This window comes from Isoptericola sp. NPDC057653 (genome assembly GCF_042799955.1).
Classification (GTDB): Bacteria; Actinomycetota; Actinomycetes; order Actinomycetales; family Cellulomonadaceae; genus Isoptericola.
Window position 1 is genome coordinate 966963 of the sequence record NZ_JBHVHP010000002.1, and the last position, 20671, is coordinate 987633.

21 protein-coding genes and 1 pseudogene are annotated in these 20671 nt (G+C 76.1%); 15 read left to right on the plus strand and 7 right to left on the minus strand.

Annotated features, from left to right (window positions below; translation table 11 throughout):
* Positions 1 to 29: 29 nt before the first annotated feature.
* Together ACFU9A_RS15625 and ACFU9A_RS15630 are read left to right on the plus strand one after the other, a co-directional pair.
* Complete coding sequence (locus ACFU9A_RS15625) at positions 30 to 1265, plus strand: hypothetical protein (protein WP_430576196.1); 1236 nt, start codon at positions 30 to 32, stop codon at positions 1263 to 1265.
* A complete protein-coding gene (locus ACFU9A_RS15630; protein WP_430576197.1) occupies positions 1262 to 2473 on the plus strand; it encodes an amidohydrolase in 1212 nt (403 codons plus the stop codon). The genes ACFU9A_RS15625 and ACFU9A_RS15630 overlap by 4 nt, the downstream gene beginning before the upstream one ends.
* Positions 2474 to 2482: 9 nt before the next feature.
* On the opposite strand, the gene ACFU9A_RS15635 is transcribed toward ACFU9A_RS15630, so the two are convergent.
* Positions 2483 to 3100 carry an isochorismatase family protein gene (locus ACFU9A_RS15635; RefSeq protein ID WP_430576198.1) on the minus strand — a complete coding sequence of 206 codons (618 nt, stop codon included), beginning with the start codon at positions 3098 to 3100 and terminating at the stop codon, positions 2483 to 2485.
* Positions 3101 to 3181: 81 nt separating this feature from the next.
* On the opposite strand from ACFU9A_RS15635, the gene ACFU9A_RS15640 reads away from it, so the two are divergent.
* A complete protein-coding gene (locus ACFU9A_RS15640) occupies positions 3182 to 4189 on the plus strand; it encodes a GlxA family transcriptional regulator (RefSeq protein WP_430576199.1) in 1008 nt (335 codons plus the stop codon).
* A gap of 28 nt (positions 4190 to 4217) precedes the next feature.
* On the opposite strand, the gene ACFU9A_RS15645 is transcribed toward ACFU9A_RS15640, so the two are convergent.
* Positions 4218 to 4859, minus strand: coding sequence for a TetR/AcrR family transcriptional regulator (locus tag ACFU9A_RS15645; protein WP_430576200.1), 642 nt, complete (start codon positions 4857 to 4859; stop codon positions 4218 to 4220).
* A gap of 114 nt (positions 4860 to 4973) precedes the next feature.
* Here ACFU9A_RS15645 and ACFU9A_RS15650 point away from each other — a divergent pair, with 114 nt between their 5' ends.
* The 3 genes from ACFU9A_RS15650 to ACFU9A_RS15660 all read left to right on the plus strand — a co-directional run bounded on the left by ACFU9A_RS15650 (position 4974) and on the right by ACFU9A_RS15660 (position 7881).
* On the plus strand, positions 4974 to 5684 hold the full coding sequence (locus ACFU9A_RS15650) for a DUF981 domain-containing protein (protein WP_430576201.1): 711 nt from the start codon (positions 4974 to 4976) through the stop codon (positions 5682 to 5684).
* 68 nt (positions 5685 to 5752) lie between these two features.
* Positions 5753 to 6676 (plus strand): NADP-dependent oxidoreductase, encoded by a 924-nt coding sequence (locus tag ACFU9A_RS15655; RefSeq protein WP_430576202.1) that lies wholly within the window; start codon positions 5753 to 5755, stop codon positions 6674 to 6676.
* A gap of 62 nt (positions 6677 to 6738) precedes the next feature.
* A complete protein-coding gene (locus ACFU9A_RS15660; protein ID WP_430576203.1) occupies positions 6739 to 7881 on the plus strand; it encodes a M24 family metallopeptidase in 1143 nt (380 codons plus the stop codon).
* Between the two features lie 23 nt (positions 7882 to 7904).
* On the opposite strand, the gene ACFU9A_RS15665 is transcribed toward ACFU9A_RS15660, so the two are convergent.
* A complete protein-coding gene (locus ACFU9A_RS15665; protein WP_430576204.1) occupies positions 7905 to 8762 on the minus strand; it encodes a siderophore-interacting protein in 858 nt (285 codons plus the stop codon).
* 74 nt (positions 8763 to 8836) lie between these two features.
* On the opposite strand from ACFU9A_RS15665, the gene ACFU9A_RS15670 reads away from it, so the two are divergent.
* Genes ACFU9A_RS15670 through ACFU9A_RS15680 form a run of 3 tightly spaced genes read left to right on the plus strand, consistent with a single transcriptional unit; the run spans position 8837 to position 10554 of the window.
* Positions 8837 to 9637: a DUF2599 domain-containing protein gene (locus ACFU9A_RS15670; protein ID WP_430576205.1), complete on the plus strand. Its 801-nt coding sequence runs from the start codon at positions 8837 to 8839 to the stop codon at positions 9635 to 9637.
* A 30-nt stretch (positions 9638 to 9667) separates the two neighbouring features.
* Positions 9668 to 10048 (plus strand): ArsR/SmtB family transcription factor, encoded by a 381-nt coding sequence (locus ACFU9A_RS15675; RefSeq protein ID WP_430576206.1) that lies wholly within the window; start codon positions 9668 to 9670, stop codon positions 10046 to 10048.
* Complete coding sequence (locus tag ACFU9A_RS15680) at positions 10045 to 10554, plus strand: SRPBCC family protein (protein WP_430576207.1); 510 nt, start codon at positions 10045 to 10047, stop codon at positions 10552 to 10554. Before ACFU9A_RS15675 ends, ACFU9A_RS15680 begins: the two co-directional genes overlap by 4 nt.
* Positions 10555 to 10640: 86 nt before the next feature.
* Here the strand turns inward: ACFU9A_RS15680 and ACFU9A_RS15685 are convergent, their stop codons facing one another.
* The 3 genes from ACFU9A_RS15685 to ACFU9A_RS15695 form a co-directional block, all read right to left on the minus strand.
* Entirely contained in the window at positions 10641 to 11408 is a 768-nt protein-coding gene (locus tag ACFU9A_RS15685) for an SDR family NAD(P)-dependent oxidoreductase (protein WP_430576208.1), read from the minus strand.
* A 202-nt stretch (positions 11409 to 11610) separates the two neighbouring features.
* The gene (locus ACFU9A_RS15690; protein ID WP_430576209.1) at positions 11611 to 12606 is read right to left on the minus strand and encodes an NAD-dependent epimerase/dehydratase family protein; all 996 of its coding nucleotides are present in this window, start codon (positions 12604 to 12606) and stop codon (positions 11611 to 11613) included.
* 66 nt (positions 12607 to 12672) lie between these two features.
* A complete protein-coding gene (locus ACFU9A_RS15695; RefSeq protein WP_430576210.1) occupies positions 12673 to 13701 on the minus strand; it encodes a DUF2804 domain-containing protein in 1029 nt (342 codons plus the stop codon).
* A gap of 35 nt (positions 13702 to 13736) precedes the next feature.
* Between ACFU9A_RS15695 and ACFU9A_RS15700 the strand changes: the two genes are divergently transcribed.
* The gene (locus ACFU9A_RS15700; RefSeq protein ID WP_430576211.1) at positions 13737 to 14201 is read left to right on the plus strand and encodes a GNAT family N-acetyltransferase; all 465 of its coding nucleotides are present in this window, start codon (positions 13737 to 13739) and stop codon (positions 14199 to 14201) included.
* Here the strand turns inward: ACFU9A_RS15700 and ACFU9A_RS15705 are convergent.
* Complete coding sequence (locus tag ACFU9A_RS15705; protein WP_430576212.1) at positions 14185 to 15597, minus strand: MFS transporter; 1413 nt, start codon at positions 15595 to 15597, stop codon at positions 14185 to 14187. The two genes, ACFU9A_RS15700 and ACFU9A_RS15705, sit on opposite strands and share 17 nt — an antisense overlap.
* A 61-nt stretch (positions 15598 to 15658) precedes the next feature.
* Here ACFU9A_RS15705 and eis point away from each other — a divergent pair, with 61 nt between their 5' ends.
* The 5 genes and pseudogenes from eis to mqo all read left to right on the plus strand — a co-directional run.
* The gene (gene eis / locus ACFU9A_RS15710) at positions 15659 to 16897 is read left to right on the plus strand and encodes an enhanced intracellular survival protein Eis (protein WP_430576213.1); all 1239 of its coding nucleotides are present in this window, start codon (positions 15659 to 15661) and stop codon (positions 16895 to 16897) included.
* A gap of 94 nt (positions 16898 to 16991) precedes the next feature.
* Complete coding sequence (locus ACFU9A_RS15715; protein WP_430576214.1) at positions 16992 to 17588, plus strand: TetR/AcrR family transcriptional regulator; 597 nt, start codon at positions 16992 to 16994, stop codon at positions 17586 to 17588.
* On the plus strand, positions 17585 to 18268 hold the full coding sequence (locus tag ACFU9A_RS15720; RefSeq protein ID WP_430576215.1) for a pyridoxal 5'-phosphate synthase: 684 nt from the start codon (positions 17585 to 17587) through the stop codon (positions 18266 to 18268). The genes ACFU9A_RS15715 and ACFU9A_RS15720 overlap by 4 nt, the downstream gene beginning before the upstream one ends.
* Positions 18259 to 18987 (plus strand): maleylpyruvate isomerase family mycothiol-dependent enzyme, encoded by a 729-nt coding sequence (locus tag ACFU9A_RS15725; protein WP_430576216.1) that lies wholly within the window; start codon positions 18259 to 18261, stop codon positions 18985 to 18987. The genes ACFU9A_RS15720 and ACFU9A_RS15725 overlap by 10 nt, the downstream gene beginning before the upstream one ends.
* 106 nt (positions 18988 to 19093) lie before the next feature.
* Positions 19094 to 20662 (plus strand): annotated as a pseudogene (gene mqo, locus ACFU9A_RS15730) (malate dehydrogenase (quinone)); the annotation flags it as partial.
* Between the last annotated feature and the right edge of the window lie 9 nt (positions 20663 to 20671).

Consider the following 20671-nt stretch of genomic DNA (forward strand, 5'->3'; position numbering starts at 1 on the left):
CCGGAGGAAAAATGGCATACCATCCCGTGGTGACTTCCCGCTCCCGAGCCGCGCGCCACCCCGCGCGCACGGGACGGCTCGCGGGCTCGGCGGCAGCCACGACCGCCGCCCTGCTCACCCTCGCCGCGTGCGCCGCGCCCGGTGCCGGGCCGGGCCCCGCGGGCCCGGCGGAGACTTCACCCACCGCGTCACCCGCACCCACCGCGCCCGCCGCCGAGCCCGCCGCCGAGCCCGCCACCGAGCCCGGGCCCGCGCAGCTGCTCCTGGCCACGCAGGCCGAGAGCGACACCCTCGCCGTCGTCGACCCGGCCGCACGCCGCGGCTCCGCCGTCGTGGACGAGATCGCCGTGGGCGCCGCGCCGTGGGACGTCGCCGTCGACGAGGGCTCCCGGCGCGCGTTCGTCTCCACCGCCGAGGGCGTCGCCGTCGTGGACCTGGACTCCCGCGTCCGCACCGACCTCTTCCCCTACGACCACCGGCCCGCCGCCGTGGCCTTCGGCGAGTACCGCCGCGGCGGGCTCGGCCTGGCCGTCTCCCCCGACGGCGAGCGCGTGCACGTCGCCGTGAGCACCGGGGACGGCGCGTTCCTCGAGACGCTCGACGCCACCAGCGGCGAGGTCGTCTCCTCCGTGCCGGTGGGCCTGCGCCCGTTCGACGTGCTGGTGAGCGACGACGGCGACGAGGTCTACACGGTCGACCACGACGGCTTCACCGTGACCATCGTCGACCCCGAGCGCGGGCGCACCCGCGCGATCGAGGTCGCGCCGTTCGGTCGTGAGGGCGGCCTCGCGTCGTTCGAGAAGCCGCACTACGCCGTCCTGGACGCGAACGGGGACCTGCTCCTGCCGTACCAGGGCCGCGCCCTCGCGCGGGTGGACCCGGGCACCGGCCGCGTCACGACCACCGACCTGGCCGCCGACACCCACCAGCACGGCGTGGCCCGGGCCGACGACGGCACGCTCGTCGTCGCCGGGAACGGCCCGTTCGGCAACGCCGCGTCGGGGCCGAGCATCGAGGTGGTCGGCGCGGACGGCACGGACGTCGTGCTGCCCACGGAGCGCCGGCACGAGACGGTGGCGGTGTGGCGCGGGCCCGACGGGGCCGAGCACGCCGTCCTGGCCGGCGGGTACACGCAGCAGGGCGCCTGGGACGGCGCCACCGTCGTCCCGCTCGCCGAGGCGCTGGACGGCGCCGACGCGAGCTACGAGATCACGATCCCCGGGCGGCCGCAGACGGTCGCCCCTTTCGAGGAGGAACCCCGATGACCAGCTCACCCACCACCGTCACCGTGCTGCGCGACGTGCGGCCCTGGGGCGGCGAGCGCTCCGACCTGCACGTGGCGGACGGCGTGATCACCGCCGTCGTGCCGCACGACGCGGCGGCGCCCGCCGCGGGCACGGACGGCGTGGTGGACGGCGGCGGGCTGCTCGCGCTGCCCGGCCTGGTCAACGCGCACGCGCACGTCGACAAGTCGTGGTGGGGCAAGCCGTGGGTGAGCTACGGCGGCGAGGGCGGCACGCAGGGCCGCATCGCGCACGAGCGCGCGCACCGGGACGAGCTCGGCATCCCCGGCGTGGACGTCACGCTGGCCGTGCTGCGCGAGTCGGTGCGCACGGGGACGACGGCGGTGCGGACGCACGTCGACGTCGACCTCGGCGTCGGGCTGCGGGGCATCGAGGTGGTGCGAGAGGCCGTGGCCGCGCTGGGCGGCGCCGTGCACGCGGAGATCGTCGCGTTCCCGCAGGACGGCGTGCTGCGCCGACCGGGCGTCCTGGAGCTGCTGGACCAGGCGGCGGCCGCGGGCGCGGAGCACGTCGGCGGCCTGGACCCGGCGTCGATCGACCGCGACCCGGTGGGCCAGCTCGACGGCCTCTTCGCGATCGCCGAGAAGCGCGGCGTCGGCATCGACGTGCACCTGCACGACGGCGGCGACCTGGGCGCGTTCCAGATCGAGCTGATGATCGACCGCACGCTGCGGGCGGGCCTGCAGGGCAGGGTCAACGTGGCGCACGGCTTCGCCGTCGGCCAGCTGCCGGCCGCGCGGCAGGCGGACCTGGTCGCCGCGATGGGCGAGGCCGGCATCACGATGACGACGGTGGCCCCGATCGGGGCCGCGCCCCTGCCGCTGCTGCGCCTGCGGGAGGCCGGGGTGGCCGTCGGGCTCGGCACCGACGGCATCCGCGACCTGTGGTCCCCGTACGGCACCGGCGACCTGCTGGCGCTCACCACGCAGCTCGCCCGGCTGTCCGGCCTGCGCCATGACGAGGACCTCGTGACCGCGGCCCGCGTCGCCTCGGCGGACGCGGCACGGTTCGTGGGTCGCGACGTCCACGACCTGGTGGCCGGCGCGCCCGCGGACGTGCTGCTCGTGGACGCCGAGAACGTGCCGGACGCCGTGGTGCGCGCGCCGCGACGCGCCCTCGTCGTCGCGGGCGGCCGCGTGGTGGCCCGCGACGACGAGGTGCTGGTCTGACGCGTCGCGTCAGGCGGCCGCGGCCTCGCCCGTGAGGTCGTCGGCGGTGGCCACGACCACCCCGTACAGGTCCGCGACGGTGGCGAGGGCCCCGCGGTGCAGCTGCGCCGCGGGGGCCTCGCCCGCCGCGCTCGCCAGGGGCCGCGTCGCGCACGCCGCGGCGACGACGGTGGGCCGCAGCCCGCGCAGGAACGCGCCCTGGGCGGTGAACGTCACGCACATGTGGGTCATGAACCCGACCACCACGACGTCGTCGTGCCCGGCGGCGGCGACGAGGTCGCCCAGCTCGGTCCGGACGAAGGAGTCCGGCGCGGTCTTGGTCACCACGGACTCGCCGGGCGCCGGCGCGACGCGGGAGTGGATCTGCCCGAGCTCGCCGTCCAGGTCGTAGGGCGACCCGGCGCCGCCGTCGTGCCGCACGTGGATCACGGTGGTGCCGGCCGCGCGGGCCCGGGCGAGGAGGTCGGCCGCGGCGTCGAGGGCCGGCTCCCAGCCGTCGAGCTCCATCACGCCCCGCGTGTAGGTGTTCTGGTAGTCGACCAAGATCAGGGTCGATCGGGCGAGCGACGCGGGGGCCTGGTCCAGGCCGGAGAGGTCGCGCAGCGTCGTGCTGGTCGTGCCGGTCATCGGGGGTCCTTTCGAGAGCGGGCGGGCGTCGTCGGACGCCGCCCCTCCACGCTACGAAGCGGCTATCGTGTCGGCAATGTCGTGCAACCTGCAGATCCGGACATCATGATCGAGCGGCTCGTGGTCGTCACGCTGTTCGAGGGCGTCGACCTGCTCGACGTCACCGGCCCGGCCGAGGTCTTCGCGCTTCTGGCCCGGGAGCTCGACGGCCCCACGGGGTACGAGGTGGTCCTCGCCGCCGAGACCGCCGGCCCCGTGCGCACGTCCGCGGGCGTGCGCGTGCTGCCCGACGCCACCTTCGACGACCTGGCCGGGCGGCGGGTCGACACCCTCGTCGTGCCGGGCGCCGTCGAGGTCGACGACGCCCGCCGCGTCCGGGCCCTCGTCGACCCGGCCCTGGTGCCCCGCGTGCAGGCGCTGGCCGACGGCGCCCGCCGCGTGGCGTCGGTCTGCGTGGGAGCGCACGTGCTGGCGGCCGCCGGGCTGCTGGAGGGCCGCCGCGTCACGACGCACTGGTCCACCGCACCCCAGCTCGCCGCCGAGCACCCGGGCGTCCGCGTCGACGCCGACCCGATCTTCGTGCGCGACGGCGACGTCTGGACCGGGGCCGGCCTCACCGCCTGCCTCGACCTCACCCTGGCGCTCGTGGCCGACGACCACGGGCAGGAGGTGGCGCTGCGCGTGGCCCGCCAGCTGGTGATGTTCCTGCAGCGCCCGGGCGGGCAGAGCCAGTTCTCCGTGTCGGTGGAGCCCGCCTCCGCCACCCGTCGGATGGCCGGGCTGCGGCAGCACGTCGCGCGTCACCTCACCGACCCGCTGACCGTCCCCGACCTCGCGGCGCACGCCCACCTGAGCGAGCGCCAGCTCGCCCGGCTGTTCCGCGCCGAGCTGGGCACCACCCCGGCTGCCTACGTCGAGCGGGCGCGGGTGGAGCGGGCCCGCCAGCTCCTGGAGACCACCGACCACTCCCTGGCGCGCGTCGCCACGTCGTGCGGGCTGGGCACCACCGACACGCTCGCCCGGGCCTTCCGGCGGCAGCTCGACACCACGCCCGCGCAGTACCGCGAGCGCTTCCGGATCACCGCCTGACGCCTCGGCCGGCGCGGCGCGGCCCGCCTCAGCGCCAGCGCTCGAGCAGCCGCGCGACGGTCGCCGTCGCGCGGTCCAGCACGCCGTCCGCGCCGGAGGAGGCCGCCGTCAGCAGCGCCGCGTCGACGAGGTGCGCCACGAGGTCGACGTCGCGCGGGTCGGCGCACGCGTCCTCGAACCCGGAGGCCGCCAGCACCGTGCGGGCGGCGGCCAGCAGCCTGGGCCGCGAGCGCCGCATGATCGGCTGCAGGGCGGGGTCGCGCATCGCCGTCATCATCGGGTCGAGCCGCCGGGCCACGACCGCGTCGTCGACGTGCGGGGCGTACAGGACCTCGACGAGCAGCCGCGCCGTCGTGGCCGCGGACCGGCGGCGGCGCGGGAGCGCGTCGGCCGCGGCCTGCGCGGACGCGCCGCGCAGCTCCTCGGCGGCCTCGACGGCCGCGGCGACGAGCGCGGCGCTGCTCGGGAAGTAGTACGACGCCGAACCCTGCGGCAGGCCCGCCGCCTCGGCGACCCGGCGGTGCGTGATCGCGCCGAAGCCCTCGTCGATGAGCAGCACCGCGGCCGCCCGGACCATCCGGTCCTGCTTGTCGGCGCCGCGGTCCTGGACCATGCGGCGGCCCCGCGGACGGCCGGTCCCGGGGCCCGTCGCGGGCTCGCTCTCGGTCACCGGCCCATCGTAGGCGCCGGGTGCCGGCTGCACCGGAATTATTCATACGCACGTATGGTTTAGCCCGATCGAAAGACCCGCCGCCGGCGGCACGAACCGAGGAGATGAACCGACATGGCCACGGAAGGCCTCGTGATCGACTGGGCGCAGATGCCCACCTACAACACCGTGATGTCCGTCGCCGTGGGCGCCGGGCTGCTGCTGCTCGTCTGGCTCGGGCGCGAGCTGCTGCGCTCGCCGCGCAAGGTCGTGGCCGAGGGCTGGGCGCTCGCGTTCGGCGTGCTGGGCCTGATCCTCACCGCCACCGGGCTGCACATGACGCTCACGTGGCCCCTGGCGGCGGGCGGCTTCCCGTTCGACAACATCATCTTCGGCGAGACGAGCCTCGCGTTCGGCGTGCTCCTGCTCGCCGCCGCGTTCTACCTCTGGACCCGCGGCAAGGAGGCCCTCGCCCGCGAGGACGCCACCGACCACCTGCGCGCCGTCGCCCGCCCGGTCTCGGTCTTCGTGCTGGGCATGGGCCTCGGCCTCATCGCCATCGCGGTCGCCGGCGTCACCTACCAGCTCTTCGCCGCCCCGCCGCAGGAGCCGATCTCGGGCGCCTTCGCGGCCTACCCGCTGGTCGAGGCGATCTTCATGTCCGGCCTCATCGCCCTGGTGGGCCTCGGCGCGATCCTCTTCCCCCTCGCCCTGCGCGACGGCGCCGGCCGCGGCCTCCGGGTCGTCATCGGCTGGGCCTGGGGCCTCGCCGGCCTCGCGTTCCTGCTGTTCGGCGCGATGAACTTCTTCACCCACATCGGCCTCATCGTCAACACGATGGGCTGACGCCGACGTCACACCGGCCGGGCCGGGCACGCGGGAAGCCCCGCGGCCCGGCCCGTGTTGTGCGCACCATGCGAGCGATCACCTACTCCCGCTTCGGCGGCGCCGACGTCCTCGAGCTCACCGACCAGCCCGACCCGCACCCCGGCGCCGACGCGGTGCTGGTGCGCGTGCGCGCGGCGTCGGTCAACCCCGTGGACTGGGTGGTGCGCCAGGGCCACCTCGAGGGCCTGATGGACACCCAGTTCCCCGTGATCCCGGGCTGGGACGTCGCGGGCGTCGTGGAGCAGGTCGGCCTCGACACCCCGGAGTACGAGGTGGGCGACGAGGTCTACGGCTACGTCCGCAAGGACTGGGTGCACGCCGGGACGTTCGCCGAGCTGGTGGCCGCGCCCGTGCGCACGCTGGCGCGCAAGCCCGCGTCGCTGAGCTTCGAGGAGGCCGCCGCCGTCCCGCTCGCCGGCCTCTCCGCCTACCAGTCGGTGCTGCGCTCCGGCGTCCGCGAGGGCCAGACCGTGCTGGTGCACGCGGCCGCCGGAGGCGTCGGGTCCTTCGCCGTCCAGATCGCGCGCAGCCTCGGCGCCCGCGTGATCGGCACGGCGAGCGAGGCGAACCACGACTACCTGCGCGGCCTCGGCGTCGAGCCCGTGACGTACGGGGACGGGCTGGCCGACCGCGTCCGCGCCCTCGCCCCGGGCGGCGTCGACGTGGCGCTCGACTACGCGGGCGGTGACGCCGTCGCGGTGAGCGCGCAGGTGCTCGCGGGCGGCGGCACGATCACGTCGATCGTGGACGCGACCGCCCGCACCGAGCACGGCGGGCACTACGTGTGGGTGCGCCCGTCCAGCACGGACCTCGAGGCGCTCGGCGCCCTGATCGACGCCGGCAAGGTCGCCGTGGAGGTGGGCCAGGTCTTCGACCTCGCCCACGCCGCCGACGCGCACCGCGCCAGCGAGTCCCGGCACGGCCGCGGGAAGATCGTCGTGCGCGTCTGAGCGCACGCCGGGTCCGGTGACGGCGGGGTGCGGAGCGGGGCACCGGGCGGCACGCTGGGCACATGACGCCCTTCTCCCCCGCCGTGTACGCCGAGCGCCGCCGCCGCGCCGCCGCGCAGGCCGCCGCCGCCGGGCTCGCCGGGGTGCTCGTCCCCCCGGGCCCCGACCTGCGCTACTTCCTCGGCTACACCCCGGCCGCCGACACCGAGCGGCTCACGCTGCTGACCATCCCCGCCGACGGGTCCGACCCCGTCGCCGTCGTGCCGAAGCTCGAGGCGCACGACCTCGAGGTCGGCGCCGTCGGCGGCATCGACGCCGTGGCCTGGTCCGACGGCGAGGACGAGCACGCCGTCGCCGGCCGGCTGCTGCGCCCGGACGGCCGCTACGCGATCAGCGACGCGGCGTGGGCGCTGCACGTGCTCGGCCTGCAGCGCACGCTGCCCTCGTCGTCGTACGCCGCCGTGACCACCGCCCTGCCGATGCTCCGCGCCGCCAAGTCGCCCGAGGAGATCGCCCGCCTGGCCGCCGCCGGCGCCGGGGCGGACGCCGTCTTCGGCGAGATCGTGCGCCGCACGTTCGCCGGCCGCGCCGAGCGCGAGGTCTCCGACGACCTCGACGCGCTGCTGCGCGCCCACGGCCACGAGCAGGTGGACTTCACGCTCGTGTGCGCCGGGGAGAACGGCGCCGACCCGCACCACGAGGCCGGCGACCGCGTGATCCGCGAGGGCGACATGGTGGTCATGGACTTCGGCGGGCTGGCGGACGGCTACGGCTCCGACACCACGCGCACCGTGCACGTCGGGCCGCTCACCGCCCGCGAGCAGGAGGTGCACGACGTCGTGCGCGCCGCCCAGCAGGCGGGGGTCGACGCCGTCCGGCCGGGCGCCGCGTGCCAGGACGTGGACCGCGCGTCGCGCCGGGTGATCACGGAGGCCGGGTTCGGCGAGTTCTTCGTGCACCGCACCGGCCACGGCATCGGCCTCACCACGCACGAGCCGCCGTACATGGTGGAGGGCGAAGGGACCCCGATCGAGGCGGGGATGTGCTTCTCCGTGGAGCCCGGGATCTACCTGCCGGGCGAGTTCGGCGTCCGGATCGAGGACATCGTCGTCGCGTTCCCCGCGGGCGTCGCCGGCCTGCCGGACGCACCCGGCTCCGGCGCGCGGCTCAACACGTCGCCGCACGAGGTGACCATCGTCGAGTAGCCCGCAGACCCCGTTCCAGCAGGTCAGCTGGGCGAGGCCTTGCCGTGCCGCCAGTACCCGACGAAGTCGACCTGGCCCTTCGGCCAGTGGCGCTCGGCCACCAGGTGGCGGCGCACGCCCGCGGCGAGCGCCTGCTCCCCCGCGACCAGCGCGTACCCGTCGCCGGGCGGGAGCTGCTCCCCGCGCACGAAGGCGAGGGCGGCGCGGCCGGGGACCTCGCCGAGGGCGGGGTCGCCCGCCGCGGCGCGGTCCCGCTCCACCCAGCGCACGTCGACGCCCGCCGGGGCGCGGAAGTCCTGGCGGTCGTCGGCGGTCGGCACCTCGACGACCACGACCCCGCGGGCGTCGTCGGGCAGGGACTCGCAGACGCCGGCGACGGCGGGCAGGCCGCTCTCGTCGGCGACGAGCAACCGCCACGCGCACTCGGCGGCGGGCCGGTGGTAGGCGCCCTGGTCGAGGATGCCGACGCGGTCGCCGGCCTGCGCGGACAGTGCGAAGCCGGCGCCCGGCCCGAGGGGCTCGTCGGCCGCGGCCGGCCCGTCGTGGCCGTGCAGGACGAAGTCGACGTCGATCTCCCGCAGCTCGGGGCGCGCCGACCGGATCGTGTAGTTGCGCACCAGCGGGCGTCGCGAGCGCGGTGTCGCGAGGTACTGCGCGTACCAGCCGAGGTTGGAGGTGCGCGTGGGCAGGCGCAGCGCGCCCTGGCCCGGGCGCGGCAGGAACAGCCGGAACCACTGGTCGTGGCCGACGAGCGTCAGCTGCTCGATGTCCTCGACGCCGAGCGTGACGCGCTGCAGGTGCGGGCTGAGGCGCTTGGCCGTCACGACCTCCGCGACGAGGACGTGCGGGTCGACGGGCTTCGACAGGGTGCGGGTGCTCACGGAAGTAAGGTTAGGCGACCCTCACTTCTTTGGCCAGGACGGTTCGGGCCGCGGACGTGACGGAGACTGGGCGGGTGCACCCCCGCCCGTCGCGAGCCGCCCTCACGCTCGCCGTCGTCGCCTCGCTCGGCACCGCCCTCGGCGCGTGCGCGCCGGCGACCCCCGTGCCCGCCGGCCCGACGGCCACGGCGGACGCCTCCCCCGCGCCCCCGCGACCGACCCCGACGCCGGCCGCCGGGGCGCGCGTCGTCGTCACGGCCGGCGACGTGACCCTGGAGGTCACCGTGCCGGGCGCGTCGGACGACGACCCGCGCGTCACGGTCGACCGCGATGACGACGCGGGGACGGCCGCGATCACGTTCGCGGCAGCGGCGCTCGGCGACGACGCCGCCGGCCCGCCGCGGATCGCCCTCACCTCGGGCGGCACGCTCGCGCCACGCCCGGACGGCAGCGTGGGCGTGCGCGCCGGGGGCACCGCGACCGGCGGGCTCGCGGCGCCGCGGGGCGCACGCCTGGTCGCGGTCGACGACACGCACCTCGAGGTGCGCGCCCCCGCCGGGTCCGACCCGACCGGCGCGACGACCGTCCTCGGAACAGAGGGCGTGCGGTCGGCCGACTGGGGCGACCGGGAGGGCGGCCGCTCCCTGGCCGTCGACGCGACCGCGTGGGCGCGCGGCGCGGGGCAGGCGGGCGTCGACCTCGTCTGGGCGGAGCTGGTCGCCGAGGACCCCGAGGTCGACACCACGACGATGCACGACCAGCTCGAGTGCCACGCGATCGGCGCCCCCGACAAGGCCACCTGGAACCTGGAGCCGTGGCGGCCCGACGTCGGTCTCGTCGCGACGATGGCGGCGCGCTGCAACCCGACCCCTTGACACATTCCGTTATAGGCATACATTGAGAAGGTGGCACGCGCAGCGACGACGACGGACGCTTTCAACGCGGTGGCCGAACCCCGGCGCCGCGAGATCCTCGACGCGCTCGCGCAGCAGGAGCGCAGCGTCGGCGAGCTCGTCGAGCTGCTCCACGTCGCCCAGCCGGTCGTCTCCAAGCACCTGAGGGTGCTGCGGGAGGTCGGGCTGGTCGAGGTCCGCGACGACGGCCGTCGTCGCCTCTACCGCGTCGACAGCCGGCCCCTGCAGGAGATCCACGCGTGGGTCGGCCGGTACGAGCGGCTCTGGGAAGAACGATTCGCGCTGGTCGACGAGGTGCTCGCCGACCTGGCCCGCGAGGACGCCGACGCCACCGGGACCACGCCCGGGGCACCATCCGAGGAGACACCATGACCGCCACCACCCCGGCACAGCAGAGGGGCAGCGCCGTCCTGACGCTGCCGAACGACACCGACATCCAGGTCGTGCGCCGCTTCGCCGCGCCGGCCGCCGCCGTCTGGCGGGTCTTCACCGAGCCCGACCTCGTGGCGCGCTGGTGGGCCGGGCAGCGCGGCACGGTGACGAGCGTCGAGATCGACCTGCACGTCGGCGGCGCGTACCGCTACGTCATGCAGGCCGACGGCGGCTTCGAGGTCGCGTTCCACGGCGAGTTCACCGAGATCGTGCCCGCCGAGCGCCTGGTGCACACGGAGGTGTTCGAGGGCATCCCCGACGGCGACGCCGCGGCCACCCTCAACACCTACTCCTTCGTCGAGGAGGACGGCGCCACCACGCTCACGCTGGTCACGCGCGCGCCGAGCCGCGAGGTCCGCGACGCCATCGTCGGGTCGGGCATGGAGGGCGGCCTGCAGGAGGGCTTCGACCTCGTCGACGAGCTGGCCGCCGGGCTCGCGGCCTGATCCGCACGCGAGGTCGAGGCGAGGGCGCGAGGTCGAGGTCGCGGACCTCGACCTCGCGCCCTCGGCCTCGACCTCGGCGCTCGCCGTCAGACGGTGGTGTAGCCGCCGTCCACCAGCCAGTACGCACCGGTGACGAACGACGCGTCGTCGGACAGCAGGAAGCGCACCACCCGCGCGACCTCCTCCGGCTCGCCCAGGCGGCCGAGCGGGTGCCTGGCGACGAGGGCCTCGCGCGCCTCGGGCGGCAGGCTCGACTCGACCAGCGGCGTCTTGATGTACGCCGGGCCGACGGCGTTGACGCGCAGGCCCTGCGGGCCGTACTCGGCCGCGGCGTTCTTCGTGACGCCGACGACGCCGTGCTTCGCCGCGGTGTAGGCGCCGTTGCCGAGGGCGGCCACCGTGCCGTGGATCGACGCCATGTTGACGATCGCGCTCTCGCCGGCACCCTGCTCGAGCATCGCGGGGATCTGCGCGCGCATGCCGTACAGCACCCCGTTGAGGTTGATGCCGATGACGCGGTCCCAGTCGTCGAGGTCGGTCTCGCCGGCCGGCGCCTGCTTGCCGCCGATGCCCGCGTTGTTCACCGCGTAGTTCAGCCCGCCGAACGTCTCCTTCGCGAACGCGACCGCGCGGGCCGAGTCCTCCTTGACGGCGGTGTTCTGCTCGAACGCCGCGGCCTCGCCCCCGGCGGCCTTGATCTCGTCGGCGACGCGCTGCGCCGCGTCCAGCCGGATGTCCGTCACGACGACCTTCGCGCCGTGGGCCGCGAGCTCCTTGCTCACCGCCTCGCCGATGCCGGAGCCGCCGCCCGTCACGAGCGCGACCCGTCCCTGGAAGCTGCCGCCTGTGGCCATGTCCGTACTCCTTCGCACCACGCCCCGGCGGGCGGGGTGCGGGGTGCGCGACGACGGCCCGGACGGGACGAACGACCGCCCCGTCGGCCCTGGTGAGGGCGGGGGCGCTGACACCTCGACCGTAACCCCGGTCGATGGTCCGGGGACCCCGATCCCGGCCGAAAGTGACGCATCGCACCTCGTGCGTCAGATCCTGCGACCGTCAGGCCGAGGTCGCGCGGATCCCGGCCAGCACCTCGGCCTCCTCGTCGGCGGTGAGCCCCGTGACCGCGGCCCCCGGCGTCGCGGCCAGCCAGGCGAGCGTGTCCCGGGCGGTCTCCTCGACCGGCCGCGGCGCCAGCCCCGCGGCGATCGCCGGCGCCGCGTCGTGGGCGGGCATCCCGTCGTACTCCGGCCGCGGCAGCCACAGCGGCAGCGAGCGCTCCCCCGACCACGGGCGGACGTCGGCCGCCTCCAGGCGCGCCCGCCCCGCCCACTCCCACCGCGGCTCCGCGCCCACGCCGCGGGCCACCGCCGCGAGCAGGTCGCCGATCGGCGTCACCGGGCCCACGGCGTCGAACACCCCGGTCGTGCGACGCTCGGCGAGGTCGACGACCCACGACGCGAGGTCGCGCACGTCGATCACCTGCACGGAGTCGGCCGGGTCGCCGGGCGCCAGCACGTCGACGGCGCCCTCGAGCGCGCGGCCCATCCGCGCGGGCCAGTAGGCGAACCGCCCGCTCGTGTCGTCCGGGCCGACGATCAGGCCGGGGCGCACGACGGCGGCCCCCGCGGCGCCCGCCAGCACGGCCTCCTCGCACGCGACCTTCATCGCGCCGTAGGCCTCGGAGCCCGACGCCGGGTCGACGTCGTCCGTCTCGGGAGCACGGAGCACGCCCACCCCCGGGCCGCCGGGGTCGGAGTCGTCGGCGTAGACGTTCACGGTGGAGACGAACACCCAGTGCGCGCCGGGCAGCGCGGCCACCGCCTCGCGCACGTGCGACGGCGTGCGGGACACGTCGACGACGGCGTCGAAGCCCTCGTCCGCGAGCGCCGCGGGGAACGGCTCGGACCGGTCCAGCGGCACGTGCCGCGCGCCGTCCGGGACCGGGCCCGACCGGCCGCGGTTGGCGGCCACCACCTCGTGGCCGCGCGCCACGGCGTCCGCCGCGACGGCCTTCGACAGGAACACGGACCCACCCAGCACCAGGAGCTTCATGGGCCCACCCTGGCGCGAGCCGGCGCCCGGCGCCCGTCCTTTCTGCGCACCGCAGAAACCGGCCGGTCACCAGCGCTGCGCGACGTCCTCCGCCCAGCCGTCGAGCCCGTCGACGGTGACGCGCGACCCGTCGTCGGCGGCGACCCAGCCCGACCAGGTGCCGAAGCACTGGTGGGTCGACGACGCGACGACGCCGAGCTGGGTGCGGCTCACGCGGTCGTGCGCGGGGACGAAGGCGAGGTCCAGCCGCTCTCCCCGCACCTGCCACGGCGCGGTGTACGCGGCCGGGTCGAAGGTCCAGTCGAGCTCGTCGTGGATCTTGTGGAGGACGCCGTCCACGAAGACGCCGTTCTCGGTGGTCGGCCCCTGCCGGGTCCAGGTGCCGCCGAGCTGCAGCGCCACCTCGTGCCCCGCGCCGGCGGCGTCGACCCCGCGGCCGAGGCCCACGCCCCACTGCCACGCGGCGCGGTACGGCCACCGCCCCCGACCGTGGTCCAGCACGGCCCACGACCCGGCCGGCAGCGCGCGCTCCACGCCGTCCACGCGGAGCCGGCCGGCGGCCGGCCGGCCGACGTCCTTGACCGTGTACTGGAACCGGCGGTCCGACCAGGGCACCACCACCCCGAGCAGCTCTCGGCCCGCCGGCCGGGCGACGGTCACGTCGAGGTCCACGCGAGACGTCCGGGCCCGCAGGCGCGTGCCGCGGGGCTCCTCGTCCACCGCGATCGCCACCGCGCGCGTGCTCGACCGCACGGGCCCGGCGCCGAGCCGCCCGGGCAGCGTCGCCGACCGGTTCAGCGGCGCGATCGCGACGGCGTCGACCTCCGCCCCGGACGCCCGGTCCCACGCCCACACCTGGTGCAGCGCGGCGTAGTCGAGCGCCGAGGTCGTGAGCGCGACGACGTGGTCCGGCGTGACGACGGCCCAGTACTCCCACCGCTTGGTCCGCCCGAGCCCGCGCAGCCCGCGGCCGACGCCGGACGTGTCGTGCAGGGGTGCGCGCGACCACCCGACCGCGTCCGGGTCCAGGCGCCCGTCGGGGAGGCACAGGGCCACGTCCGCGGTGATCTCGGGCTCGCTCACGTGCGGGGTCACGGGGCGAGGCTAGCGGGCCCTGCTACCGTCCGGGCGTGCCCGACTCCCCCGCCCCGCGCGTCCTCTTCCGCACCGCCACCCGCGACGACCTGCCCCGCGTCGTCGAGCTCATCGCCGACGACGCCGTCGCCGCCACCCGCACCGGGTCGTACGGTCCCGCGCACGTCGCCGGGTTCGAGGCGATCGAGTCCAGCCCCAACGACGAGCTCGTCGTCGCGGAGCTGGACGGCGCGGTGGTGGGCGTCATGCAGCTGACGTTCGTGCCCGGCATCTCGCGCAACGGCGCCACCCGGCTGCTGGTCGAGGCGGTGCGCGTCGACGCGACGCTCCGCGGCCAGGGTCTGGGCCGGGCGCTCATGGAGCACGCGCACGACCGCGGCCGCGAGCGCGGCTGCGCGCTCGCCCAGCTCACCTCCGACAAGCAGCGCCCCGACGCGCACCGCTTCTACCGGTCGCTGGGCTACGCGCAGTCGCACGAGGGGTTCAAGCTGCCCCTGTGACCTCCGGCCCTCCGGCCTCGGGGCCGGAGACCGCGGGAGGCCGACGCACGTCGCGGATCCCGACCATGCTCACCAGGCCGCCGAGCACCAGCAGGCCGGCGGTGACGAGCAGCGCGCGGTGGAACGACGCGACGTCGAGCACGCCGCCGAGGATGACGCCGGCGAACGCGACCGTCAGCAGGCCGGCGACGCGCGAGACGGCGTTGTTCACGGCCGAGGCGATGCCGGCGTCCGCGGGCGGCGCCGCGCCGAGGATCGCGGCGGTCAGCGGCGCCACGGTGATCGACAGGCCCAGGCCGAAGACGAGCAGGCCGGGCAGCACCTGGGTGACGTAGGTGGCGCTCTCGTCCATCGCGAGCAGCAGCAGGTAGCCGACGCCGGCCACGACCGGGCCGACCGTCATGAACCACCGCGCGCCGTACCGGGCCGCGAGGGTGCCGAACCGGGTGGACAGCGCGAGCATCGCGATCGTCGACGGCAGCTGCGCCACCCCGGCGGCCGTGGCGGAGTAGCCCGCCACCTGCTGCAGGAACAGCCCCAGCACGAAGCCGCCCAGCGACAGCGCACCGTAGACGGCGAACGTCGCCACGTTGCCCCACGCGAAGTTCCGCGCGGCGAACAGCCGTGGCGGCATCATCGGGTCGCGGGCCCGGCGCTCGTAGACGACGAACGCCACGAGCAGCACGACCCCCAGCCCGGCGGCCGCCCACACCTGCTCGATCAGCCCGTACACCCCCGCCGCGAGGCCGGTCGCGGCGAGCAGCGCACCCGGCACGTCGAGGCGGCGGCCGGTGGTCTGGCGCACCTCCGGGACGGGGCGCAGCAGCAGGAGCGTCACCACGACCACGGGCAGGTTGATCCAGAACACCCACCGCCACGACAGCAGGTCCACCAGCCCCCCGCCGACGAACGGCCCGACGATCATCGCCGTGCCGGTCCACGCGGTCCAGCGTCCGATGGCGCGACCCTGCGCCTCGCCGTCGAACGTGGAGATGATCAGCGCCAGCGAGCTCGGGACCAGCAGCGCGCCCGCCACCCCCTGGAGCAGGCGGGCGCCGACGAGCACCGGCCCGGTCGGCGCGAGGGCGCACAGCACGGAGGCCGCCGCGAAGCCGACGAGCCCGGCGACCAGCACGCGCCGCCGCCCGTAGAGGTCCGAGAGGGAGCCGGCCAGCAGGATGAGCGACCCCAGGGTCACGAGGTAGCCGTCCACCACCCACTGCTGCAGGCCGAGCCGCGCCTCTCCCGACCCGCCGAGCTCGTCGCCGATGGCGGGCAGCGCCACGTTGACGACGGTCCCGTCGAGGAACGACACGAACGACGCGAGGATCGCGACCACGAGGACCCGGCTGCGCAGCCGGGCCAGCGTCGCGTCCGGCACGGACGGCTGGCTCACCGGATCACGGTACGGCGCAATACCGGTGACGCGCCGGGCGAGGCGCGCTAGCGTCGCCGCCGTGAGCAGCGACACCCGAGAGTTCCGGCGCAGCACCATCGCCGACGTCCCCGCGGCACGCCGCCTCGGCGCGGAGGCCTTCGGCGCGCCGACGACGCCGCTGCCCGACCCCGACCCCGCCGCCTGGCCGTTGCCCCACGTCCGGCCGTGGGTCGCGACGGACGACGGCGAGGTGGTCGCCGGCCTGGGCGTGCGGTCGTTCACCTCGTGGTTCCACGGTGTCCGGCTCCCCACGGCGGGCTTCGCCGGGGTCACCGTCGCGGCCGAGCGTCGCGGCTCCGGCCTGCTGCGCCCGCTGATGACCGCCGCGCTCGCGGAGGCCCGCGCGCTGGGCGACGTCGTCTCGACCCTCTACCCGTCGTCCGCGGGCATCTACCGCGGGCTGGGCTACGAGGTCGTCGGGGCGTTCGAGGACGTCCGCGTCCCGATGTCGGCGCTCGCCGCCGTGCGTCCGCCGGCCGGCGGGGTGCGGGCGCGACGCGCCACCGCGGCCGACGTCCCCGCCGTGCGCCGCGTCTACGAGGCGTGGGCGTCCGCGCAGAACGGCCCGCTGTCGCGCGCCGAGACGCCCTTCGCGATGGAGGCGGACGAGATGGTCGGCCCCGACGCCGACTACACGGGCGTCAGCCTCGCCGTGCGCGGCACGGGTCCGCAGGAGGAGGTCCTCGGCTTCGCGAGCTGGTCGCGCGGCCCCGGCTACGACCGCACCAACACCATCGAGGTCGACGACCTGGTCGCCCTCACGCCCGACGCCGCCCGCGCCCTGTGGCGGCTGCTCGGCTCGTTCGCGTCGGTCGCCGGGTGGGTCCAGGTCGGCACGTCGGGCGGCTGGTCCGGCGTCGACGTCTCGCGGCTCGTGCTGCCCGACCACGCGGCCACGGCCGCGCCCCGCCCGTACATGCTCCGCCTGCTCGACGTCCCCGGCGCGCTCGGTGCGGCGCGCGTGGCCCCGGTGACCGCGCGCGTGCCGTTCGCCGTGGCCGACCCCGGCACGCCGGACCTCGAGGGCACGTGGACGCTGGAGGCCGCCGACGGCACGGTCCGCGTGCGGCCCGACGCCGACGCCGTCCCCGGCGACCGGCCCACGTTCACCTCCGGCGGCCTGGCCCAGTCGTGGTCGGGCGCGCAGTCGGCCGCGAACGTGCGGCTCGCGGGCGGGCTCAGCGGGCCCGCCGAGCACGACGCGGTCTGGGACGCCCTGTGGGGCGGCCGCCAGGTGCACGTGCGCGACTACTTCTGACCCGCTCGCGCCCCGCCCCGCTCCGACCCGCCCCGGTCGGGGCGTCGGGCGGCCAGGGCTGGTCACCATACCTAGAGGTAGGTATGGTGACGTCATGAGCACGCCGACCGATGCGCGCGCCCGGCTCGTCGCCGCCGCGCAGGAGATGTTCGCCGCCCAGGGCGTGGGGGCCACGAGCCCCCGCCAGGTGCTGGCCGCCAGCGGGGTGGGGCAGGGCAGCCTCTACCACCACTTCCCCACCAAGCACGACCTCGCGACCGCCGCCGTCGGCGCCACGGTCGAGAGCGCGCTCACCGCCGCGCGGCGCGACCTGGAGGGCCCGACGCCGGCCCTCGACCGCGTCGTGGCGTACCTCGAGCGGCCCCGCGACGCGCTCGCGGGCTGCAAGATCGGGCGCCTCACGAGCGACCAGGCGGTCATGGACGACGACGGCCTGCACGACGTCGTCACCGCCTACTTCGTGCGCCTGCTCGACGTGGTCGCGACGACCCTGCGCGAGGCGGGCCTGCCCGACGACGACGCCCGGGACCGCGCGCACGCCGCCGTCGCCATCGTGCAGGGCGGCTACGTGCTGGCCCGCGCCACCGGCGACCCCGACGCGATGCGGGCCGCCGTGCGCGGCTTCGTCTCGATCCTCACGACCCCGGGCAGCCCTGCCCCCGGCCGGACCGCCACGAAGGAGACCGCATGACCTTCCGCGAGCGCCTGCGCGCCCTGCCGACGTTCCCGCCGGACCTGCCCCCGTTCAGCGTCGACCTCGACGACCTCGCGACGGCGCCCGCCACGCCCCAGGGCCTGTTCGAGCGCTGGTTCGACGACGCCCTCGCGGCCGGCGTCGGCGCCCCGCACGCGGCGACGCTCTCGACGGCAGACGCCGAGGGGCGGGTGCACGCCCGCACGCTGGTGATCAAGGACGTGACCGACGACGGCTGGTGGTTCGCCGGCCACGCGTCCAGCCCCAAGGGCCGCGACCTGGACGCCAACCCGTCCGCGGCGCTCACCGTCTTCTGGCGGGACCTCGGGCGCCAGGTCCGCGTCACGGGCCGCGCCGCCTCGGCCGGTCCGGACGCCGGGGCGGCCGACTTCCGCGCCCGGCCCGAGGGGTCGCGCGCGGCCGGCCTCGTCGGCCACCAGAGCGAGCCGCTCGGCTCCCGCGACGAGTACTGGGACGCCTTCGCCGACCGGCTCGCCGACACCCGCGCGGACCCGGCCGTCGTCGCCCCGGGCTGGACCGCCTGGGTGCTCGCCCCCGAGACGGTGGAGTTCTGGGCGGCCAGCGACGACAAGGGCCAGTCCCGCCTCCGCTACCGCTCGACCGGCACCACCACCGAGAACGACCCCGCCTGGACCAAGGAGCTCCTGTGGCCGTGAACGCCGAGACCACCCCTGCCATCCCCGCGCCCGCCGCCCTGGCGCACGCCGCCGCCGACGCGGACGCGGCGCTGGGCGCCCTGATCGACGTCGTGCGCACCCTGCCCGACGACGCGGGCTCCGCGCCGTCGCCCCTGGAGGGCTGGACCCGCGGGCACGTGCTGTCGCACGTGGCGAACGTGGGCGCCGCCCTGGCCCGGCAGGCGGAGTACGCCGCCCGCGGCGAGAAGGTGGCCCCGTACGACGGCGGCCAGGCCGGGCGCGACGCAGGCATCGAGGCGGGCGCCGCCCGCACCGTCGCCGGGCACGTCGCGGCGCTCGAGGCGACGCGGGCCCGGCTCGCGGCGGCCTGGCCGGCGCCGGACGACGCGCTGTGGGCCGCGCCGGTGGCGTACCGCGACGGCGTGCTCGCGGACGCGCTGCTCGCCTGGTGGCGCGAGGCCCGCATCCACGCCGCGGACGCGACGGCCGGGCTGGCCGACCGGACCCTCGGGTCCGGCTCGTGGGACGAGGCGTTCTGCGCCCACCTGGGCGACTTCCTCGCGGTGCGCCTGCCGGACGCCGGGGCGGGCCTCGCGCTGGTCGGCGACCCGCGGGACGTGGCGGCGTGGCTCGCCGGCCGCGCGCCGTCGGGCCCGGTCTCGGCGACCCGCGACGGCGCGCCCGTGCCGCTGCCCGAGCTCGGCCCGTGGCCCTCGTCGGCGGCCCCGCGGCCCTGACCTGCGGGGCGGTCGCGGCCCCGGTGTGACGCACGTCACTGCAGGTCAGAGCGCTGTGTGAGGTTGCTCTCATTCTTTGTGACAGTTTTCACGCGCGGCGTATGGTGGCCCGGTGACTTCGAGTGCTACGACTGCTGGGGCCCCCACAGGGGCCGACGTCGACGTCGTCCTCATCGGCGGCGGGATCATGAGCGCGACCCTCGGAACGCTGCTCCAGCAGCTCGAGCCGTCGTGGTCCATCCGGATCTACGAGCGGCTCGACGACGTGGCGCAGGAGTCGTCGAACCCGTGGAACAACGCGGGCACCGGCCACGCGGCGCTCTGCGAGCTGAACTACACGCCCGAGCGCAAGGACGGCTCGATCGACATCACCAAGGCGGTGGCGATCAACGAGCAGTTCGAGATCTCGCGCGAGCTGTGGCAGCACCTGCTGGCCACCGGCCGGCTCCAGGACGACTCGTTCCTCAGCAACACCCCGCACATGACGTTCGTGCGCGGCGCCAAGAACGTGGACTACCTGCGCCGCCGCTACGAGACGCTGCGCGTGCACCCCCTGTTCCGCGACCTCGAGTACAGCACCGACCGCGCCGCCATCGGCCGCTGGGCCCCGCTGCTGACCACCGAGCGCGACGCCGACGAGCCGATCGCCGCCACCCGCGCGACCTCGGGCACCGACGTCGACTTCGGCAACCTCACCCGCCAGCTCGTCGACGGCCTCGTCGCGAACGGCGCCGAGCTCAAGCTGCAGCACGAGGTGAAGAGCCTCAAGCGCACCAAGGACGGCCGCTGGCGCCTGCGCGTCAAGGACCGCTCCTGGAACGCGCGGAACCGCACCAGCACCGTGACCGCGAAGTTCGTCTTCGTCGGCGCGGGCGGCGGCGCGCTCCCCCTGCTCCAGTCGGCCGGCATCCCGGAGATCAAGGGCTTCGGCGGCTTCCCGATCTCGGGCGAGTTCCTGCGCACCTCCGACCCGGAGCTCGTCGCGCAGCACCAGGCCAAGGTCTACGGCAAGGCCGACGTCGGCGCCCCGCCGATGTCGGTGCCGCACCTGGACACCCGCGTGGTCGACGGCAAGACGTACCTCATGTTCGGCCCCTACGCCGGGTTCAGCCCCAAGTACCTCAAGAAGGGCAAGTACCTGGGCCTGATCACCTCCCTGCGGGCGAACAACGTCACGTCGATGCTCGGCGCGGGCCTGAAGAACCTCGACCTGACCCAGTACCTCGTCGGCCAGCTCATGGCCGCGCCGGAGACCAAGTTCCAGGCGCTGCAGCAGTTCATGCCGACCGCGCACCCCAAGGACTGGGACCGGATCACCGCCGGACAGCGGGTGCAGGTCATCAAGCGCGACGCCGACGGCAAGGGCGTGCTGCAGTTCGGCACCGAGATCGTCACCGGCGCCGAGGGCTCCATCGCCGGCCTGCTCGGCGCCTCCCCGGGCGCCTCGACGGCCGCCTCCGCGATGGTGGACCTGCTGGAGCAGTGCTTCCCGTTCCGGTTCACCAAGTGGCGCCCCGAGCTCGCCTCGGTCATGCCGAGCCTCGACGGGGTGCCCGCCGACGCCAGCACGATCGACGCCGCCGGCACCGCGATCCCGGAGCGCCCCGCGTACCTGCACGCGGACGGCGTCCTGGACGCGGCGGTCTACGAGTCGCAGGCCGACTCCCGGATCTGAGCCCGCGCG

Bases quoted from the DNA above. Each gene is read 5' to 3' on its own strand.
- ACFU9A_RS15650 (WP_430576201.1), top strand. From the start codon at position 4,974: ATGGCCACGGAAGGCCTCGTGATCGACTGGGCGCAGATGCCCACCTAC.
- ACFU9A_RS15660 (WP_430576203.1), top strand. From the start codon at position 6,739: ATGACGCCCTTCTCCCCCGCCGTGTACGCCGAGCGCCGCCGCCGCGCC.
- ACFU9A_RS15685 (WP_430576208.1), bottom strand. From the start codon at position 11,408: ATGGCCACAGGCGGCAGCTTCCAGGGACGGGTCGCGCTCGTGACGGGC.
- ACFU9A_RS15635 (WP_430576198.1), bottom strand. From the start codon at position 3,100: ATGACCGGCACGACCAGCACGACGCTGCGCGACCTCTCCGGCCTGGAC.
- ACFU9A_RS15630 (WP_430576197.1), top strand. From the start codon at position 1,262: ATGACCAGCTCACCCACCACCGTCACCGTGCTGCGCGACGTGCGGCCC.
- ACFU9A_RS15715 (WP_430576214.1), top strand. From the start codon at position 16,992: ATGAGCACGCCGACCGATGCGCGCGCCCGGCTCGTCGCCGCCGCGCAG.
- ACFU9A_RS15720 (WP_430576215.1), top strand. From the start codon at position 17,585: ATGACCTTCCGCGAGCGCCTGCGCGCCCTGCCGACGTTCCCGCCGGAC.
- ACFU9A_RS15690 (WP_430576209.1), bottom strand. From the start codon at position 12,606: ATGAAGCTCCTGGTGCTGGGTGGGTCCGTGTTCCTGTCGAAGGCCGTC.
- ACFU9A_RS15680 (WP_430576207.1), top strand. From the start codon at position 10,045: ATGACCGCCACCACCCCGGCACAGCAGAGGGGCAGCGCCGTCCTGACG.
- ACFU9A_RS15655 (WP_430576202.1), top strand. From the start codon at position 5,753: ATGCGAGCGATCACCTACTCCCGCTTCGGCGGCGCCGACGTCCTCGAG.